The organism is Thermomonospora catenispora (genome assembly GCF_006363815.1).
Taxonomy (GTDB): domain Bacteria; phylum Actinomycetota; class Actinomycetes; order Streptosporangiales; family Streptosporangiaceae; genus Thermomonospora; species Thermomonospora catenispora.
In genome coordinates this window covers 12,985-31,326 of sequence record NZ_RRYT01000001.1, presented here as the reverse complement: position 1 = coordinate 31,326, position 18,342 = coordinate 12,985, and the positions used below count along the sequence as shown (strand labels likewise).

Below are 18,342 nucleotides of genomic sequence, written 5' to 3'. Positions count from 1 at the left end.
GCAATCCCCGTCTCCGAGATCCCGAGGAGTCACCGTGAACCCCTTGCACGACCCCGTCTTGATCTATCTGCGCGCGCTGCTGGGCGAGCGGATCCGCCGGGCGCGCACGGCGGACCGCGGGCTGGGCGTCTCGGCCATCGAGTGGGCGATCATCACCGGGATGCTGGCGGTCATCGCGATCGCGGTCTTCGCGGTGATCAGGGACCGCATCCAAAGCGCCGCCAACAGGATCAACACCGGCTACTGATGGCGGCGCGGTGGACGTCCCGGTGGCGCGGAGCAGGCGACCGCGGGGCCTCCTCGATGGAGCTGGCCCTGCTCACCCCCGCCCTCATCCTGGTCATCCTGTGCGTGGTGCAGTTCGCGATGGTCTTCCACGCCCGGCATGTGGCGTTGGCCGCGGCGCAGAGCGGAGCCCGCGTCGCCCGCAGCGAGCCCGGCGGCGACTGGGCGGCGCTCGCCCGGGAGCGGGCGCTGCGGTCCGTCCGGCAGTACGGCTCCGGCCTGCTCACCGATCTGGAGGCGCGGACCAGCACCGACGGGGCCGACAACCGGTGGGTGGAGGTGCACGGCACGGCGGTGCGGGTGATCCCGTTCATGACGTTCACGGTCACCCAGCGGGCGGGCGGGCCGATCGAGTGCTTCCGGCCCGACGACGGCGACACCGACTGCGAGCTGCCATGAGGGCGCGGCTGCTCGGGCGGCGCGGGGACGAGCGCGGCGGGATGTCGCTGGAGCTGGTGCTGCTCGCCCCGGTGTTCGTGATGTTCCTGATGCTGCTGGCCGCGGCCGGACGGGTGGTGGACGCCAGGAGCCAGATCGAGGGGGCCGCCCGGGACGCCGCCCGGGCCGCGTCCATCGCCCGCAGCGCCGGGGAGGCCGAGGCGTACGCCGCGCGGGCCGCCGCGCGGAGCCTGGCCGACCACCACTGGTGCCGGGGCGGCCCGCGGGTCTTCGCCGACACCGCCCAGTGGGGCCCCGGCGGCCGGGTCACCGTCACCGTGACCTGCACCGTCGATCTCGGCGATCTGGCGCTGGTGGGGCTGCCGGGCTCCCGCACGTTCACCGGCGACGCGGTCGCGCCGATCGACACCTACACCTACCGCGGCACCGACGGTCCGCCGGGGGATGCGCCATGACCGGGCGACGACGCGACGACCGCGGCACCGTCGCCATGTACACGGTGCTGCTCACCCCGGCGGTGCTGTTGCTGGCCGGGCTGCTGGTGGACGGCGGGCTGGCCATCCACGCCCGGCAGCGCGCCGCCGACATGGCCGAGCAGGCCGCCCGGGCGGGGGCCGACGAGATCGACGCCGACGCGCTGCGCGCCACCGGGAGACCGGTGATCGACACCGCCAGGGCCTGCGGCGCCGCCTACGACCTGCTGGAGGCGTACCGGCAGGACATCGCGGGGCGCGGCTGCGTCCCCGGCACCGAGGAGGTCCGGGTCACCGTCACCATCCGGGTACAGGCTCACATCCTCGGCATCGTGCCCGGACTGGGGGACTTTACGATGACCTCGACCGCCTCCGCTCATCCTGAGACCGGCGAGACCCCCTAGAGGCACGGATGTCCCCACGGGAAGCAGTCAGGATCCGGACGCGCAGCGCGGGCGACGTGCTGGCGGGGTTGGGCGCGCTGCTGGCGCTGGCGGCGCTGGTCGTCGGGGTGCCCGTGGCGCTGCTGCTGGTGTTCGGCTCGCCGCTGCCCGACCGGCTGCCCACGGCGGAGGACCTGACCCGGCGGCTCGGCCCGGAATCGGTCGTCTCCGTCCTGGTCGCCTGCGTGTGGCTGGCATGGCTGCAACTGGTGGCCTGCGTGGCGGTCGAGGTGCACGCCGGCATCCGCGGGGTCGGGGTGCCCGCCCGGGTGCCGCTGGCGGGCGGGCTGCAGTCGCTGGTGCACCGGCTGGTGGTGGCGGCGCTGCTGCTGTTCACCGCGACGACGGCGGTGATGCCCGCGTTCTCCGGACGGGACCTGCTCCAGCAGGGGCCGCCGCCGGCGGCGGCCGCGCAGTTCCAGCCGATGGCCGCGACCGCGCCGGCGCCGCCCGGCCCGCCGCCCGCCGCGGCGACGACGAACCGGGCCGCGCCGGACGTCGACGGGGGAGCCGCGGCCGAGCCGGTGCGCAGGACGCGGACCACCAAGATCTACCGGGTGCAGCCTCCGCAGGGACGCCACCACGAGAGCCTGTGGGAGATCGCCGACAAGTGCCTGGGGGACGGCCGCCGCTACCGGGAGATCTACGAGCTCAACAAGGGGCGCGTGCAGCCCGACGGCTCCAAGCTGACCATTGCCAGCCTGATCCGCCCCGGCTGGATCCTGGAGCTGCCCCCGGACGCGGTCGGCGCCGAGGTCGTCCCGGTCGAGGATCTGGGGGATTACTACCGCTACGGCGAACCCCGCCCCGACCCTGCGGAGCCCTCCCCTCCGGACCGCTCCGAGGCGCTTCCTGAGGCCCCGCCGCGCGGCGAGGCCCCGCCCGACGCGCAGGCCCCGGCCCCGCCGCGCGAACGAGCCCCGCAGCCGCCCGTGACTTCGGCCCCCGCCCCGCCGCCCCGAGAGGCGTCGCCGGCCACGCCGTCCCCCGCCCCACCGCAGACCCGGGCTCCGCAGCCGCCCGCGACTTCGGCCCCCGCCCCGGACCGGACGGAGCACCCGGCCGAGGCGCAGGCCCCCGCCCCGCGGCGTTCCCCGGAGCCCGAGCCGCGGCCCACCGCCGGGGCCGAGCGGCGCGAGGCCGACGACGGCGGGATCGCCCTGCCGGAGCTGAGCTGGCCGCACGGGCTGGCGGCGGCGTCGCTGCTGGCCGCCGGGGTGCTCGCGGCGCTGGGCCGGCGACGGCGCGAGCAGATGCTGCACCGCGACCCCGGGACCATGATCCCCCGTCCGGAGGGGGCGGCGGCGCGCGCCGAGGAGGGGCTGCGGGTGGCCCGGGACGAGGAAGGGGCGCGGCTGCTGGACCTGGGGCTGCGGCAGCTGTCCCGCTCGCTGGCCGCCGACGGTCGCACCCTGCCCACCGTCTACGGCGTCCACCTGGGGACCGAGAGCCTGGACCTGTGGATCGCGCCCGCCGACCCGAACCCGCCCGAGCCGTGGCTGTCGTTCGACGACGGCCAGGTGTGGCGGCTGCCCGCGCACGCGCTGGCGGAGATGGACCCCGCCGAGCTGGGCGACGTGCTGGCGCCTTACCCGGGGCTGGTGTCGCTGGGCACCAACCGGACCGGCCGCATCCTGGTGGACCTGGAGGCCGCGCACGGGCTCATCGCGGTGCGCGGGCCGGCGGAGGTCCGGCGCGCCGTGCTCGCCGCCATCGCGCTGGAGCTGGCCACCAACCGCTGGTCCGACCACATGCGGATCACGCTGGTCGGGTTCGGCGTCGAGCTGGGCCGCAGCCTGGCCGAGATCGCCCCCGATCGGGTCCGGGCGGTGCCCACCCTGCACGACGCGCTGCCCGAGCTGGAGGCCCGCGGCGAGGAGGTGCGGCAGGCGCTGGCGGCCTCCGGGGCGGACTCGGTGCTGACCGGCCGATGCCGCGGGGTGTTCGGCGAGGCCTGGATGCCGCATTACCTGATCATGGCCGACCCGCCCGCCCCCGAGGAGGCGGACCGGCTGCTGGCGCTGGCCCGCACCGGGCAGCGGACGGCGGCCGGCTACCTGGTCGCCGGGGAGGTGCAGGGCGCGGCCTGGACCTGGGACGTCGACGCCGAGGGCCGGCTGCACGCCGGAGTCCTCGGGTTCGACGTGGCGGCGCAGCTCATCGGCGAGGAGCAGTACGCCGCGGTGGCCGACCTGTTCCGCACGGCGAGCCGCCGGGACGGCGCCCCGCTGGCCGACCTGGCCGCCGGGGAGGAGCCCGCGCACGCCGAGCACCGCTGCGAGGTGGACATCCGCCTGCTCGGCCCGATCGAGATCGACGCCCCCGGCCCGATGGACGACAGCCGCCGCGACCTGTGCACCGAGATCCTGGTGTATCTGGCCACCCACCCCGGCGGGGTGCACCCGACCGTGCTGGGCGGGGCGATCTGGCCGCGCGGCGTCAGCACCGCCGTGCGCGACGCCTGCATCGCCCGGGTCGCCGACTGGCTGGGCCGGGACGCGCGCGGCCGCCCGAACCTGTACTACGACGACCGCGGCCGGATCAGGCTGGGGTCGCAGGTCCGCGTCGACTGGGCGGTGTTCCGCTGGCTGATCTGGCGGTCGGCCGCCGAGCCCGCCTCCGAGGCCGCCTACCTGTCCTGCGCCCTGGACCTGGTCCGCGGCCCCCTGCTGGCCGATCGTCCGCGCGGCCGGTACGGCTGGCTGGCCGCCGACCCGCTGGAGTACGAGGCCACCGCCCGGGTCGTCGACGTGGCCCACCGTCTGGCCGTGATGCGCCTGGAGGAGGGCGACGCCCGCGGCGCCGCCCGCGCCGCCCGCGCCGGCCTGCGGATGGCCCCCGGCGACGAGGGCCTGTGGCGCGACCTGCTGCGCGCCGCGCACGCCACCGGGGACCGGACCCAGGTGCGGACGGTCGTCGAGGAGCTGCGCGGCCGGCTCGGCGCCGACCCCCTGATCGATCAGCTGCAGCCCGAGACCGAGGCCCTGATCGAGGAGCTCATGCCGTACTGGCGCCAGCCCGCCCCGCACTGACGCCGACCAGGGGGGCGGGCCGGCGGCCGGACTCGTGCTCCAGGAGCCACCGCTTGCGCTCGGCGCCGTAGTAGTAGCCGCCGTACCGGGCGAGACCGGCGCCGCCGGCCGCCGGGAGCACGCGGTGGCAGGGGACGGCCGGGGCGACCAGGTTTTGCGCGCAGGCCTGGCCCGCGGCCCGGGCGGCGGTGCGCTCCAGTCCGGCGCGGACCGCCAGCTCCGCGTAGGTGACGGTCTCGCCGGGACGGACCCGGCGGAGGGCGGCCAGCAGGCGTTCCCGGCGGGGTGTGCCGGGCTGGTGGACGGCGACCGCCTCCAGGGCGGTCGGATCGCCGTCGAAGTAGGCGAGGTGGGCCTTGGCGATGTCGCCCAGGTCGGCGACCTCGACCAGGGGGTGGGCACGCAGCGTCGGATGCAGGCGGGCGTGCAGCTCGCGGGGGTCGGCGGTGAACCCGCCGCCGACGAGCGCCCCGTCGTGCTCCAGCAGCGCCAGCGGCCCGACGGGGGTGTCCAGGACCGTCGCATTGATCATGAGACCTTCTCCAGTGTCGGGGTGGACGGCGCCGACAGCGACGCCCACAGATGCATCACCGCGTACGCGCGCCACGGGCGCCACGCCTCGGCTCGTTCGGTCAGCTCGCGGGGGGTCGGCGAGGAGCCCGTCAACGCCCGGACGGCGGTGCGCAGGCCCAGGTCGCCCGCCGGGAACGCGTCGGGGTCGCCGAGCGCCCGCATGGCCAGGTACGCCGCCGTCCACGGGCCGACGCCCGGCAGGGCCAGCAGCCTGTCGGCGGTCTCGGCCGGGTCCGCTCCGCCGCTCAGATCGAGCTCGCCGGAGGCGACGGCGGCGGCCAGGGCGCGCAGGGCGCGCTCTCGTGAGCCGGTCAGACCCAGCCCCGACAGGTCCGCCTCCGCGAGCGCCGCCGGCGAGGGGAACCGGTGCGTCACCGTCCCCACCGGCTGCGGCAGCGCCTCCCCGCACCGCCGGACCAGCCGGCCCGCCAGCGTGCGGGCCGCCGCCACCGAGACCTGCTGGCCCAGCACCGCCCGCACCGCCGTCTCGAACCCGTCGAAGGAGCCCGGCACCCGCAGCCCGGGGCGCCGCTCCACCAGTGGGGCCAGCAGCGGGTCGCCGCCCAGCACCTGGCGCACCGCGTGCGGATCGGCGTCCAGGTCCAGCAGCCGCCGGCAGCGGGTCACCAGCCGGGCGACGTCCCGCAGGTCCGGGGCGTCGGCCCGCAGCAGCACATGCGTGTCCCGGGGCAGCAGCTCGATCGCGTACGGGCCCGGCCCCGACCGGACGTACCGTCCGGCCGTGACCTCCTCCACCCCCGGTATCGCGCGGGCGGCCAGGAACTCCAGCAGCTCCGCCGCCGCGAAGGGCGGCCGCACCGCCAGGCGCAGCTCCAGCCCCGGTCCCGGCGCCGGACGCGGTCCGCGCAGCTGGGAGGGCGTCTGCCCGTACACCTGCCGCATCGTCGCGTTGAACTGCCGGACGCTGCCGAACCCGGCGGCGAACGCCACGTCCGTCACCGGCATCGACGTCTCCTGCAGCAGCCGCCGCGCCAGGCGCAGCCGCCGGCTGCGCGCCACCGCCTTGGGAGAGGCCCCGAGCTCGGCCACGAACAGCCGGTGCAGATGCCGTTCGGTCACCGCCAGCCGCGCCGCCAGGCCCCGCACCCCGTGGTCGTCGACCACGCCGTCCTCGATCAGCCGCAGCGCCCGCCGCACCAGGTCCCCGCGGAAGTCCCAGTGCGCCGATCCGGGGCACGCCTCGGGGCGGCACCGCTTGCACGGCCGGAACCCGGCCGCCTCCGCCGCCGCGGCGTCCGCGTAGAACCGCACGTTCCGCCGCGCCGGCGTGCGGGCCGGGCACACCGGCCGGCAGTAGATCCCCGTCGAGAGCACCGCGGTGAAGAACCGCCCGTCGAACCGGGCGTCCCGGGCCACGACCGCTCGATAGCAGGAGTCGAAGTCCAACACCCCCTCGAGTTAACCCCACGACCCGCCGGAGCACCGGCGGAAATCGGACGCGCTCGTGGGCGCGCCGGCGGACGCGGCGGGACGGGCCGGGGTCGCGCTCCGCCGGGGACCGGCGGGAGAGCGGACGAGGGAGCGGGCGGGGGACCGGGACGCCCGGAGGGCCGCGCCCGGCGCGGGCGATCGGTGCGGGCGATCGGTGCGGGGCCGCCTCAGGCGCGGATGCCGAACTCGCGGTACACCCGGTCCCAGAAGCCGTCGCGGAGCCAGGTACGGGCCTCCTGGTAGGGGCGCAGCGAGCGGCCCAGCTCCTTCTCGGCCTCGATCAGCAGCTCCTTGTCGATGACCGGGGGGAGGATCGGGCCGGGCAGCAGGTCCCGGATGTTGTCGCGCCCCCGCTCGAACAGCCACTTCTGCGCGATGTGCTCGCCGATCTCCAGCATCTGGGCGCGGTCGGGGCCGAGCTTGGCGTCGGAGTGCGCGCTCCCCGACGAGCCGCCGGCGGGCCGTCCGCCCGCCTGGGGAACGGGCCTGGTCGCCGGGACCCGGCCGGCGAACACCTGGGACGGGGAGGGCACCGGGGAGGGCTTGGCCGAGGACGGGGCGCGCGGCGCCGGCGCCGACGGCACCGGCAGGGCCTTGGCCTTGGTGAAGTAGGGGCGCAGGAAGTCGGCCGTGAGCACCTCCACGGTGTCGGACTCCCACACCAGCCATTCGGCCTGGTTGGAGCCGTGCGTGGGCTCCACCCCCCACAGGTGCACCCGCACCCCGTAGGACTGGGCCGCCTCCACGGCGGGCAGCATGTCCTCGTCTCCCGCCAGCAGCACCGCGTCGGTGATGGCGCGGTGCCGGGCCAGCGACTCCAGGTCGGCGCGCAGCTGGGCGTCCACGCCCTTCTGCTGGCCCTGGGCGTTCAGATTGCCCAGCCGCAGCTTCACCAGCGGCAGGTTGGCGATCACCCGCTGGTCCACGGTCGGCTGGCGGCGCGGCGCGGCGTCGAACCAGTACACCCGCAGCAGCTCACCCCGCAGCCCCTCGGCGGCGTGGCTGGTCAGCGCCAGGATCAGCTTCTCGGCCGCCACCCGGTACTCGCGGCGCGAGGTGGCATCCAAGAGCAGCGCCCCCGAGGCAGCGTAGAGGTATCCCGCGTCCACGAAAACGGCGTAGCGGGCGGGCTGGGGAACGAGCTCCGAGGTAGCCATGGGCCTTCTACCTTATTCGCGGGCGGGCCCCCAGGGTGGGGAACCGCCCTGCTCACCGCGTGGCTCCCCCGGCGACATCCCCGACGAGCAAGGGCGAACACCCCCGTTCCGGGCGGCGGATCGGCCCGGGAACGGGGGCGCCGACCGCGCCGGCGCCCGGCCCGCCCGTCAGCGCGGCAGCGTCGACGCCCGCCAGGCGCCCGGCCCGTACGGCAGCGACCGGCGCATCATCGCCGACCGGTCCGCCCACAGCGACCTGGGCCGCGAACCCTCGCCCGCGGCCGCCGCGGCCGCCGCGGCCCGCGCGCTCAGCGCCGCCACCAGCGCGGCGACCTCCTCGGGCGTGGCGTCTCCCCGGACGATCCGCAGCACCGGTCTGTCCTGAGCGCTCACCGGGACCTCCTCGGAACGGGACTCGACGGGTTCGACGGGGTCACAGCGGGATGTTGCCGTGCTTCTTGGGCGGCAGCGAGGCCCGCTTGCCGCGCAGCGCCCGCAGCGCCCGGATCACCTGGCCGCGGGTCTCCGACGGCTTGATCACCGCGTCCACATAGCCGCGCTCGGCCGCGATGTAGGGGTTGGCCAGCGTGTCCTCGTACTCGGTGATCAGCTCGGCGCGCCGGGCGTCGGGGTCCTCGGCGGCGGCCAGCTCCCGCCGGTAGAGGATGTTCACCGCGCCCTGCGCGCCCATCACCGCGATCTGCGCGGTCGGCCAGGCGAGGTTGATGTCGGCGCCCAGGTGCTTGGAGCCCATGACGTCGTAGGCCCCGCCGTAGGCCTTGCGGGTGATCACGGTGACCAGCGGCACGGTGGCCTCGGCGTAGGCGTACAGCAGCTTGGCGCCGCGCCGGATGATCCCGCCGTACTCCTGGTCGGTGCCGGGCAGGAAGCCGGGCACGTCCACGAAGGTCAGCACCGGGATGTTGAACGCGTCGCAGGTCCGCACGAACCGGGCGGCCTTCTCCGAGGCGTCGATGTCCAGCGTTCCGGCCAGCTGCATCGGCTGGTTGGCCACCACCCCGACCGAGTGGCCCTCCACCCGGCCGAACCCGCAGATGATGTTGGGCGCGAACAGCGGGTGGACCTCGAGGAACTCCCCGTCGTCGAGCACGTGCTCGATCACCGTGTGCATGTCGTAGGGCTGGTTCGGCGAGTCGGGGATCAGGGTGTCCAGCGCCGCGCACTCGGCGTCGACCCGGTCCAGGTCCACCGGCGCCTCGAAGGCCGGCGGATCGGACAGGTTGTTGGACGGCAGGTACGACAGCAGCGCCTTGACGTACTCGAACGCGTCGTTCTCATCCGCGGCCTGGTAGTGCGCCACGCCCGACTTGGTGTTGTGGGTGTGCGCGCCGCCCAGCTCCTCCATGGTCACCGTCTCACCGGTCACCGTCTTGATCACGTCCGGGCCGGTGATGAACATGTGCGAGGTCTGGTCGACCATCACGATGAAGTCGGTGATCGCCGGCGAGTACACCGCGCCGCCCGCGCACGGCCCCATGATCAGCGAGATCTGCGGGATCACGCCGGAGGCGTGCACGTTCCGCTTGAAGATCTCCGCGTACAGGCCGAGCGCCACCACGCCCTCCTGGATGCGGGCGCCGCCGGAGTCGTTGATCCCGATCACCGGGCAGCCGGTCTTGAGGGCGTGGTCCATGACCTTGCAGATCTTCTCGCCGAAGACCTCGCCCAGCGATCCGCCCATCACGGTGAAGTCCTGGCTGAACACCGCCACGTGCCGGCCGTCGATGGTGCCGTAGCCGGTGACCACCCCGTCGCCGTAGGGACGGTTGCGCTCCATCCCGAAGTTGGTCGAGCGGTGCCGGGCCAGCTCGTCGAACTCCACGAACGAGCCCGGGTCCAGCAGGGCCTCGATCCGCTCCCGGGCGGTCATCTTGCCCTTGGCATGCTGCTTCTCGACCGCCTTGGCCGAGCCCGCGTGGACCGCCTCGTGCCTGCGGCGCTCCAGCTCGGCGATCTTGCCGGCGGTGGTGTGGATGTCGATCTCGCCCGTGGGCTCGGGAGCATGCATCGCCATGGGAGGCACTGTAACTACACGCTTGCCGAGCTCGGCGGGCAGGCCCCCGAAGACGGCCACCGCCCCCCGATCGCGCGGAGCGCGGCTGACTAGGCTGAGGGGCGTGGCCACTGAAACGGACGCACCCGCCGAGAACACGCCCGAGCACCGCAGGGCGCTGCGCGAGGAGATGCCCGAGCCGTTGCGTCGGGACGTTCGGCTGCTCGGCTCCATGCTGGGGGACAGCCTGGTCGAGTACGGCGGCCGGGAACTGCTGGAGGACGTGGAACGGCTGCGCCGGGCGGTGATCGACGCCCGCCGCGGCCTGGTGTCCATCGACGAGGTCGCCGCCATCGTGAACGGCTGGTCGTTGGAGCGGGCCGAACAGGTGGCGCGGGCGTTCACCGTCTACTTCCATCTGACCAACCTGGCCGAGGAGCACCACCGCATCCGCACCCTGCGGGAGCGGGACGCCGATCCGGCCGCCCCGGTCAAGGGCTCCCTGGCGGCGGCCGTGCAGCGGATCCGCGAGATGGGCGAGCACCGGCTGGCCGAGGTGCTGGAGGGGCTGGAGTTCCGCCCGGTGTTCACCGCGCACCCCACCGAGGCCCGCCGACGCGCCGTGGTGACCGCGATCACGCGGATCGGCTCCCTGCTGGAGGAGCTCAACGACGCCCGGCTGGGCGCGGCCGAGCGGACGGAGCTGGAGCGCCGGCTGCGCGAGGAGGTGGACCTGCTGTGGCGCACCGCGCTGCGCAGGCGCACCCAGATGGACCCGCTGGACGAGGTCCGCACCGCGATGGCCGCGTTCGACGAGACGATCTACCGGGTGGTGCCGCGGGTCTACCGGGCCCTGGACGCCGCGCTCGACCCCGCCACCGGCGCCCGCCCGCCGCTGGCCCGCCCCTACCTGCGCTTCGGCAGCTGGATCGGCGGCGACCGCGACGGCAACCCGTACGTGACCGCGCAGGTCACCCGGGACGCGATCGCGATCCAGGCCGAGCACGTGCTGCGCGCCCTGGAGAACACCTGCGCCCGGATCGGCCGGGAGCTGACCGTCCACGCCTCCACCACCCCGCCGTCGGCGGCGCTGCGCGACCGGCTGGCCGCCGCGCGCACCGCCCACCCCGCCCGGTTCGCCGAGATCGCCAAGCGGTCGCCGGACGAGCCGCACCGGCAGTTCCTGCTGTATGCGGCCGACCGCATCGCCGCCACCCGGGAACGCGACGCCGACCTGGCCTACGCCTCCCCGGAGGAGCTGCTGGACGACCTGCGCGTCGTCCAGGAGTCCCTGGCCCGGGCGGGCGCGGCGCGGCAGGCCTACGGCCGGGTGCAGGACCTGATCTGGCAGGTGGAGACGTTCGGGTTCCACCTGGCCGAGCTGGAGATCCGCCAGCACTCGGGCGTCCATGAGCAGGCGCTGGCCGAGGTGCGCGCGGGCGGCCCGCTGAGCGAGACGACCGAGGAGGTGCTGGACACGCTGCGGGTGGTGGCGTGGATCCAGCAGCGCTTCGGGGAGCGCGCCTGCCGCCGCTACATCGTGTCCTTCACCCGCTCGGCCGACGACATCGCCGCCGTGCACGAGCTGGCCGAGTCCCTGGAACGCCCGCCGGTGCTGGACGTGATCCCCCTGTTCGAGACCGGCGAGGACCTGGAACGCGCCCCGGCCGTGCTGGACGGCATGCTGGAGATCCCCGCCGTCCGACGCCGTCTGGAGGCCACCGGCCGCCGTCTGGAGGTCATGCTCGGCTACTCCGACTCGGCCAAGCAGCTCGGCCCCACCACCGCCACGCTGCGGCTGTACGACGCGCAGGAGGCGCTGGTGGCGTGGGCGGCCCGCAACGGCGTGCGGCTGACGCTGTTCCACGGCCGCGGCGGATCGCTGGGCCGCGGCGGGGGCCCGGCCAACCGGGCGATCCTGGCGCAGGCCCCCGGCTCGGTGGCGGGCCGGTTCAAGGTCACCGAGCAGGGAGAGGTGATCTTCGCCCGGTACGGCCAGCCGCAGATCGCCAAGCGGCACATCGAGCAGGTCACCAACGCGATCATGCTGGCCTCCACCCCCGACGTGGAGGCGCGCGCCCGCCAGGCCGCCGCCCGGTTCCGCCCGCTGGCCGACCGGATCAGCGAGGCCGCGGAGCGGGCGTTCCGCTCGCTGGTGGAGACCGAGGGCTTCGCCGAGTGGTTCGCCCGGATCAGCCCGCTGGAGGAGATCTCCGAGCTGCGGATCGGGTCCCGCCCGGCCCGCCGCCGGGCCGCCAAGGGCCTGGAGGACCTGCGCGCCATCCCGTGGGTGTTCGCCTGGACGCAGACCCGGATCAACCTCCCCGGCTGGTACGGGCTGGGCTCGGGCCTGGAGGCCGTCGGGGAGGACGGGCTGGAGGAGCTGAAGGAGGCGTACGCGGCCTGGCCGCTGTTCGCCTCCATGCTCGACAACGCCGAGATGAGCCTGGCCAAGACCGACCGCGCCATCGCCGAGCGCTATCTGGCCCTCGGCGGCCGTCCGGAGATGACCGAGACGGTGCTCGCCGAGTACGACCGGACCCGCTCCCTGGTGCTGGCGGTCACCGGCCACCGGCGGCTGCTGGAGAACCGCCGGGTGCTGTCCCGCGCCGTCGAGCTGCGCAACCCGTATGTGGACGCCCTGTCCCACCTGCAGCTGCGGGCGCTGACCGCGCTGCGGGCGGGCGTCGCCGACGACGCCGAACGCAGGCGTCTGGAGGAGCTGTTGCTGCTGTCGGTCAACGGCGTCGCCGCCGGGTTGCAGAACACCGGCTGATCGGGACGGACGAGTTGAGCGAATCGCCTTTCACCGACCTGAACCGCCCTCCGCTCAGCGAGCGGGCGCTGGAGCGGCTGCTGGTGCGGCCCGAGGGGCTGTGGCGGCGGATCCAGGTGGTGCCCGAGACCGGGTCCACCAACGCCGACCTGGCCGAGGCCGCCGCGGCGGGCGCCCAGGAGGGGCGGGTGCTGGTCGCCGAGTCCCAGACCGCCGGCCGGGGACGGCTCGGCCGGTCCTGGACGGCGCCGCCGCGGTCGGGGCTGATGTTCTCGGTGCTGCTGCGGCCGGACGTGCCGGCGCAGACGCTGGGCTGGCTGCCGCTGCTGACCGGGCTGGCGGTCGCCGCCGCGCTGCGGCGGATGACCGGCCGGGCGGCCCGCGGCGACTTCGGGCAGGCCGTCGGCGCCCGGGCGCTGGACGTCCGGCTCAAATGGCCCAACGACCTGCTGGTCGGAGAGCGCAAGCTGGGCGGGATCCTGGCCGAGCGGGTCGGCGACGCCGTGGTCGTCGGGGTGGGGGTGAACGTCAGCCTGCGCCCTGATGAGCTGCCGGTGCCCACCGCGACCTCGCTGGCCTGCGAGAACGCCGCGTTCCAGGATCGGGAGGCGCTGCTGCGGGCGGTGCTGCGGGAGCTGGAGGGCCGCTACCGGGAGTGGACCGCCGCCCGCGGCGACCCGGAGGCCGCCGGCCTGCGCTCGGCCTATGCGGAGCTGTGCACCACCCTCGGGAGGCGGGTGCGGGTGATGCTGCCGGGCGACCGGGAGCTGACCGGCGTCGCGACGGACGTGGAGACGGCGGGCGGCCTGGTCGTCCGCGACGACGCCGACGCCGAGCACGTGGTCCATGCGGGCGATGTGATTCACGTGCGATGACGGAAACCGGTTGTTCGCCCGCACGAGCACCCATCCGGCCCGGTTTCTGCCACGATATCTGCGTGGGCCTGCCCAAACGCGAACGGGGGCTGCTGGTGTGAACGACGGACCGTACCCGCTGACCGAGGATGGCCGGCATGACGCCCTCGCTTGATCCGCCGGGCGAGCCCGCGGGAGACGACGCCCCCGATCCCCGGCAGATCGAGGAGCTGCTGCTCGGCGGGGAGCTGAAGTACACCCGGGTGGACGCCGTCCGGCTCGGCGGGGTGACCAAGGAGTTCTCCCAGCGGCTGTGGCGGGCGTTCGGGTATCCGCACCTCAGCGACGACGCCGTGGCCTTCACCGAACGCGACATCGAGACGCTGTGCCGGCTGCGTCGCCTGATGGACGACGGCGTCCTGGACGAGGACGGCGTGATCCGGCTGGTGCGGGCGTTCGGGCAGACCATGACCCGGCTCGCCGAGTGGCAGGTAGACCTGCTGACCAGCCTGCTCGACCAGGAGCGCGACCCGGCCGATCCGCCCAGCCCCGAGTCCATGCGGCGGCTGGCGGAGCTGGCCGAGCGGCACATCGAGGACTTCGAGCCGCTGGTGCTGCACGCCTGGCGGCGCCAGCTCGCCGCCGCCGGCACCCGCGCGATGGCGCTGGCCGCCGCCACCGACCAGACCGCCGCCCCGACCCGCATCACCGTCGGCTTCGCCGACATGGTGTCGTTCACCCAGATGAGCCGGGAGCTGGACGAACCGGAGCTGGCCCGGGTGGTGGAGCGTTTCGAGGAGACCGCCGCCGACGTGGTCGCCTCCGGCGGAGGACGGCTGATCAAGACGCTGGGCGACGAGGTGCTGTTCGCCGCCGACGCCCCGGAGACCGGCGGGGAGATCGCCCTGCGGATCGCCGAGGCGATCAAGGACGAGACCGAGATGCCCGACGTCCGCGTCGGCGTCGCCTACGGTCCCGTGCTGCCCATGCGCGGCGACGTCTTCGGCACCACCGTCAACCTGGCCGCCCGCCTCACCTCGATCGCCCGTCCGGGGTCGGTCCTCATCGACGCGGAGCTGGCCGCCGAGCTCGAGGGGAACGACGACTACACCATCACCCGCATCGTCCGCCGCCCCGCCCGCGGCCTGGGCATCATCCAGCCGTACGTGCTGCGGCGCGCCACCGCCCGCACCCCGCGTCACCGCCGCTGAGCGGCGACCGAGACGGGGCGGACGAGGCGGAGCGCGCCGCTCCGCCTCGGCGTGTCCCCCCTTCCACACGCCCGTGCGCCGGGCGACGGACGTCACGCGTGGCCTTCGTCGCCCTCGCCGGGGTGGTCGGTGAGCCGCTGGAGGTAGTTCTGCTCGCCCAGGGAGCGGGCCAGCTCCAGCTCGGTCTCCAGGTAGTCGATGTGCTTCTCCTCGTCTTCGAGGATGTACTCGAAGATCCGGGCGGAGGTGACGTCGCCGCGGGAGCGCATCAGCTCGATGCCCGAGCGCAGGCGGGTGACGGCCTCCATCTCCAGGGCCAGGTCGGCCTCGAGCTGCTCGGTGACGGTCTGGCCGATGCGCAGGGGATTGAGCTTCTGATAATTGGGGAGGCCTTCGAGGAAGAGGATGCGGTCGGTCAGCCGCTCGGCGTGCCGCATCTCCTCGATGGATTCTTCGCGGGTGTGCCGGGCGAGCCTGACATAGCCCCAGTTCTGCTGCATCTTGGCGTGCAGGAAGTACTGGTTGATGGCCGTCAGCTCGGCGGTGAGCTGCTCGTTCAGCAGCGCGATGATGTCCTTGTCGCCTTCCATGGCAGCCATGCTTCCACGCGATCGGCGACTTAGGACAGCGTAAGAAGCCCTATCACGGATGTATTTCAGGGCGTAATAGGGTGAATTTGGGGTTTCTAGGCGGCGGTCTCCCGGCGCATTTTCCCCACGTCGGCGGAGGGCGAGACGTCCGGGCGCGGGCGGGGCGCGGCGGGCAGCGCCTCCAGCGGGAGGGACATGTCGGTCTCCCGGGCGCGGCGGTGCTCGGCGACCATGGCGCACAGCCGGCGAGTGCAGGTCCCGCAGCCGGGCTTCATGCCGCAGGCGGCCTTGACCTCTCGGGTGGTCCCGGCGCCTGCGCGCAGGCTGGCCAGCACGTCGTCCTCGGTGACTCCGTTGCAGATGCAAACGTACATCCGGGCGGGACCTCTCCGGCGGGCGTCGTGGCGCGGGGTGAGCTTAGGACAGCCTTAGCTAGGTAAGGCTTCCCTAACATAGCGCACAGATGTCCGGTTTGACCAGTCCCCTCCTCCGGTGCGGTCACGGTGTGACCGTTCGTCGGCGGGGAAGGCACCTGGTGGCATCGAGGAGGGTGGGCACGTGGGTGACTTCTGGCCCGGACAGGCGTATCCACTGGGCGCGCAGTTCGACGGGGCGGGGACCAACTTCGCGGTCTTCTCCGAGGCGGCCGAGCGGGTCGAGCTGTGCCTGTTCGACGGACCGGGGCTGGATGCCCGGGAGACCCGACTGCCCCTGCCGGAGGTCGACGGGTTCGTCTGGCACGGCTACCTGCCCGGGATCGGGCCCGGGCAGCGCTATGGGTTCCGGGTGCACGGGCCGTACGAGCCGCACCGGGGGCACCGCTGCAACCCGGCCAAGCTGCTGCTGGACCCCTACGCCCGGGCGATCGAGGGGCGGATCGACTGGCACCAGGCCTGCTTCGGCTACACGTTCGGCGACCCCTGGTCCCGCAACGACCTGGACTCCGCGCCGCACATGATGCGGTCGGTGGTGGTGAACCCCTACTTCGACTGGGGCGACGACCGGCCGCCCAAGACCCCCTACCACGAGACGGTGATCTACGAGGCCCACGTCAAGGGGCTGACGATCGCCCACCCCGACATCCCCGAACGCCTCCGCGGCACCTACGCGGGCCTGGCCCACCCGGTGATGATCGAGTACCTGCGGGAGCTGGGGATCACCGCGGTCGAGCTGATGCCGGTCCACCAGTTCGTGCACGACGACCACCTGGTCAGGCGCGGGCTGCGCAACTACTGGGGCTACAACACCATCGGCTTCTTCGCCCCGCACAACGAGTACTCGGCCTCCGGCGAGTGCGGCGAGCAGGTGCTGGAGTTCAAGTCCATGGTCAAGGCCCTGCACGAGGCGGGCATCGAGGTCATCCTGGACGTGGTCTACAACCACACCGCCGAGGGCAGTCACCTGGGGCCGACGCTGTGCTTCCGGGGCATCGACAACGCCGCCTACTACCGGCTGGTGGACGACGACCCCCGCTACTACATGGACACCACCGGCACCGGCAACAGCCTGCTGATGCGCTCGCCCCACGTGCTGCAGCTGATCATGGACTCGCTGCGGTACTGGGTGACCGAGATGCACGTGGACGGGTTCCGCTTCGACCTGGCCGCCACACTGGCCCGGGAGCTGCACGAGGTGGACCGGCTCAGCGCCTTCTTCGACCTGGTCCAGCAGGACCCGGTGGTCTCCCGGGTCAAGCTGATCGCCGAGCCGTGGGACGTGGGCGAGGGCGGCTACCAGGTCGGCAACTTCCCGCCGCTGTGGACCGAGTGGAACGGCCGCTACCGCGACACCGTCCGGGACTACTGGCGGGGCCGGCCGGCCACCATGGCCGACTTCGCCTCCCGGCTGACCGGCTCCTCGGACCTGTACGCCGACGACGGCCGCCGCCCGCTGGCCTCGATCAACTTCGTCACCTGCCACGACGGGTTCACCCTGCACGACCTGGTCTCCTACGGCACCAAGCACAACGACGCCAACGGCGAGGGCAACCGGGACGGCACCGACGACAACCGGTCCTGGAACTGCGGCTATGAGGGGCCGACCGACGACCTGGAGGTGCTGGAGCTGCGGGAACGGCAAAAGCGCAACCTCCTGGCCACGCTGCTGCTGTCGCAGGGCGTGCCGATGCTCTCGCACGGGGACGAGCTGGGCCGCACCCAGCACGGCAACAACAACGCCTACTGCCAGGACAACGAGATCTCCTGGATGGACTGGGAGCGGCTGCGCGACAACTTCCCGCTGCTGGACTTCGTGCAGCGGCTGACGCGGCTGCGCCGCGACCACCCGGTGTTCCGCCGCCGCCGCTTCTTCCGGGGCCGTCCGCCCGCCGACCCCGACGCCTCGCGGCTGTCGGACATCGCCTGGTTCACCCCCGACGGGCGGGAGATGAGCGAGGCCGACTGGCGGGCCGGGTTCGCCAAGTCGCTGCAGGTCTTCCTGAACGGGGAGGCGATCAGCGAGCCGGGGCGGCACGGCGAGCGGGTCCGCGACGACTCGTTCCTGCTGATCTTCAACGCCCACCACGAGGGGCTGCGGTTCACCGTCCCGCCCGAACGGTACGGCGACACCTGGCTGCAGGTGATCGACACCGCCGAGCCGACGCCGGTGGAGGAGACCGGCGGACGCGTCTGCAAGGCCGGCGAGACCGTCGCGGTGGACGCGCGCTCGATGCGGGTGCTGCGCCGGGTCTGAGGCCCCTCGCCGACCCGGCGGCCGCGCCCGGGGTCCGGGCCCGCCCGGCCGACCTGAGGGGCGCTCGTGTCCACCGGTCGCCGGTCCCGCGGGCCGCCCGGGGCCGGGCGGGCGTCGGAGGCGGCCGGGCGGCCGGATGCGAGGACGCCGGGGCGGCGGGATCCCTCCTCGGGCGCCTCAGCCGCCGTGTTTCGGAGCGGATGATCTTTTTACCAAGAAAAACCCAGATGTCCCATAAAGCGCAGATGTCACATATTTTTCATGGAGAGGTATCACGGGGGTATCACGGCGTCGCGGTGAAGTGATCATGTCCGACGGCGGCGAGGTCTCCGCGGAATTCCCGCTTGCGCCGGCCAGGATGTGTTCGCGAATGTACTATACGTGGCAAACCG

Annotated in this window: 16 protein-coding genes; 9 read left to right on the top strand and 7 right to left on the bottom strand. The window is 73.9% G+C overall.

The genetic code is table 11. The annotated features are described in order from the left end of the window. Window positions 1-34 precede the first annotated feature (34 nt). The 5 genes from EIO00_RS00140 to EIO00_RS00120 are packed head-to-tail and all read left to right on the top strand — an operon-like array spanning window position 35 to window position 4,632. Complete coding sequence (locus EIO00_RS00140) at window positions 35-247, top strand: hypothetical protein (protein ID WP_140174485.1); 213 nt, start codon at window positions 35-37, stop codon at window positions 245-247. Then, window positions 247-684 (top strand): TadE/TadG family type IV pilus assembly protein, encoded by a 438-nt coding sequence (locus EIO00_RS00135; RefSeq protein WP_140174483.1) that lies wholly within the window; start codon window positions 247-249, stop codon window positions 682-684. The genes EIO00_RS00140 and EIO00_RS00135 overlap by 1 nt, the downstream gene beginning before the upstream one ends. After that, window positions 681-1,139, top strand: coding sequence for a TadE family protein (locus EIO00_RS00130; RefSeq protein WP_241661027.1), 459 nt, complete (start codon window positions 681-683; stop codon window positions 1,137-1,139). The genes EIO00_RS00135 and EIO00_RS00130 overlap by 4 nt, the downstream gene beginning before the upstream one ends. After that, complete coding sequence (locus EIO00_RS00125; protein WP_241661026.1) at window positions 1,136-1,561, top strand: pilus assembly protein TadG-related protein; 426 nt, start codon at window positions 1,136-1,138, stop codon at window positions 1,559-1,561. The genes EIO00_RS00130 and EIO00_RS00125 overlap by 4 nt, the downstream gene beginning before the upstream one ends. A gap of 56 nt (window positions 1,562-1,617) precedes the next feature. Next, entirely contained in the window at window positions 1,618-4,632 is a 3,015-nt protein-coding gene (locus EIO00_RS00120; protein ID WP_241661025.1) for a bacterial transcriptional activator domain-containing protein, read from the top strand. Here the strand turns inward: EIO00_RS00120 and EIO00_RS00115 are convergent. From EIO00_RS00115 to EIO00_RS00095, 5 genes are all read right to left on the bottom strand, one after another. Further along, window positions 4,598-5,164 carry a methylated-DNA--[protein]-cysteine S-methyltransferase gene (locus tag EIO00_RS00115; protein ID WP_140174479.1) on the bottom strand — a complete coding sequence of 189 codons (567 nt, stop codon included), beginning with the start codon at window positions 5,162-5,164 and terminating at the stop codon, window positions 4,598-4,600. The two genes, EIO00_RS00120 and EIO00_RS00115, sit on opposite strands and share 35 nt — an antisense overlap. Further along, window positions 5,161-6,615 (bottom strand): DNA-3-methyladenine glycosylase 2 family protein, encoded by a 1,455-nt coding sequence (locus EIO00_RS00110; RefSeq protein ID WP_140174476.1) that lies wholly within the window; start codon window positions 6,613-6,615, stop codon window positions 5,161-5,163. Before EIO00_RS00110 ends, EIO00_RS00115 begins: the two co-directional genes overlap by 4 nt. A 209-nt stretch (window positions 6,616-6,824) precedes the next feature. After that, window positions 6,825-7,814: an NYN domain-containing protein gene (locus EIO00_RS00105; protein WP_140174474.1), complete on the bottom strand. Its 990-nt coding sequence runs from the start codon at window positions 7,812-7,814 to the stop codon at window positions 6,825-6,827. A gap of 168 nt (window positions 7,815-7,982) precedes the next feature. Then, on the bottom strand, window positions 7,983-8,207 hold the full coding sequence (locus EIO00_RS00100; protein WP_140174472.1) for an acyl-CoA carboxylase subunit epsilon: 225 nt from the start codon (window positions 8,205-8,207) through the stop codon (window positions 7,983-7,985). A 40-nt stretch (window positions 8,208-8,247) separates the two neighbouring features. Then, on the bottom strand, window positions 8,248-9,849 hold the full coding sequence (locus EIO00_RS00095) for an acyl-CoA carboxylase subunit beta (RefSeq protein WP_206663997.1): 1,602 nt from the start codon (window positions 9,847-9,849) through the stop codon (window positions 8,248-8,250). A 169-nt stretch (window positions 9,850-10,018) separates the two neighbouring features. Here EIO00_RS00095 and EIO00_RS00090 point away from each other — a divergent pair, with 169 nt between their 5' ends. The 3 genes from EIO00_RS00090 (at window position 10,019) to EIO00_RS00080 (ending at window position 14,669) form a co-directional block, all read left to right on the top strand. Continuing rightward, window positions 10,019-12,604, top strand: a complete 2,586-nt coding sequence (locus tag EIO00_RS00090) for a phosphoenolpyruvate carboxylase (protein ID WP_140175027.1) — start codon at window positions 10,019-10,021, stop codon at window positions 12,602-12,604. Window positions 12,605-12,618: 14 nt separating this feature from the next. Beyond that, window positions 12,619-13,479 carry a biotin--[acetyl-CoA-carboxylase] ligase gene (locus EIO00_RS00085; RefSeq protein ID WP_140174470.1) on the top strand — a complete coding sequence of 287 codons (861 nt, stop codon included), beginning with the start codon at window positions 12,619-12,621 and terminating at the stop codon, window positions 13,477-13,479. A 137-nt stretch (window positions 13,480-13,616) separates the two neighbouring features. Next, window positions 13,617-14,669 carry an adenylate/guanylate cyclase domain-containing protein gene (locus tag EIO00_RS00080; protein ID WP_140174468.1) on the top strand — a complete coding sequence of 351 codons (1,053 nt, stop codon included), beginning with the start codon at window positions 13,617-13,619 and terminating at the stop codon, window positions 14,667-14,669. Between the two features lie 92 nt (window positions 14,670-14,761). Here EIO00_RS00080 and bfr read toward each other — a convergent pair whose 3' ends face one another. Then, window positions 14,762-15,259, bottom strand: coding sequence for a bacterioferritin (gene bfr / locus EIO00_RS00075; protein ID WP_140175025.1), 498 nt, complete (start codon window positions 15,257-15,259; stop codon window positions 14,762-14,764). A gap of 95 nt (window positions 15,260-15,354) precedes the next feature. Next, window positions 15,355-15,633 carry a (2Fe-2S)-binding protein gene (locus EIO00_RS00070; RefSeq protein ID WP_140174466.1) on the bottom strand — a complete coding sequence of 93 codons (279 nt, stop codon included), beginning with the start codon at window positions 15,631-15,633 and terminating at the stop codon, window positions 15,355-15,357. A 184-nt stretch (window positions 15,634-15,817) separates the two neighbouring features. Here EIO00_RS00070 and glgX point away from each other — a divergent pair, with 184 nt between their 5' ends. Then, the gene (glgX, locus tag EIO00_RS00065) at window positions 15,818-17,950 is read left to right on the top strand and encodes a glycogen debranching protein GlgX (protein ID WP_140174464.1); all 2,133 of its coding nucleotides are present in this window, start codon (window positions 15,818-15,820) and stop codon (window positions 17,948-17,950) included. The last annotated feature ends 392 nt before the right edge of the window (window positions 17,951-18,342 follow it).

What these genes read in the sequence shown, in the direction of transcription:
- EIO00_RS00070 (WP_140174466.1), bottom strand. Translation starts at nt 15,633, where the DNA reads ATGTACGTTTGCATCTGCAACGGAGTCACCGAGGACGACGTGCTGGCC.
- EIO00_RS00090 (WP_140175027.1), top strand. Translation starts at nt 10,019, where the DNA reads ATGCCCGAGCCGTTGCGTCGGGACGTTCGGCTGCTCGGCTCCATGCTG.
- EIO00_RS00125 (WP_241661026.1), top strand. Translation starts at nt 1,136, where the DNA reads ATGACCGGGCGACGACGCGACGACCGCGGCACCGTCGCCATGTACACG.
- EIO00_RS00115 (WP_140174479.1), bottom strand. Translation starts at nt 5,164, where the DNA reads ATGATCAATGCGACGGTCCTGGACACCCCCGTCGGGCCGCTGGCGCTG.
- EIO00_RS00095 (WP_206663997.1), bottom strand. Translation starts at nt 9,849, where the DNA reads ATGGCGATGCATGCTCCCGAGCCCACGGGCGAGATCGACATCCACACC.
- bfr (WP_140175025.1), bottom strand. Translation starts at nt 15,259, where the DNA reads ATGGAAGGCGACAAGGACATCATCGCGCTGCTGAACGAGCAGCTCACC.
- EIO00_RS00130 (WP_241661027.1), top strand. Translation starts at nt 681, where the DNA reads ATGAGGGCGCGGCTGCTCGGGCGGCGCGGGGACGAGCGCGGCGGGATG.
- EIO00_RS00135 (WP_140174483.1), top strand. Translation starts at nt 247, where the DNA reads ATGGCGGCGCGGTGGACGTCCCGGTGGCGCGGAGCAGGCGACCGCGGG.
- EIO00_RS00105 (WP_140174474.1), bottom strand. Translation starts at nt 7,814, where the DNA reads ATGGCTACCTCGGAGCTCGTTCCCCAGCCCGCCCGCTACGCCGTTTTC.
- EIO00_RS00080 (WP_140174468.1), top strand. Translation starts at nt 13,617, where the DNA reads ATGACGCCCTCGCTTGATCCGCCGGGCGAGCCCGCGGGAGACGACGCC.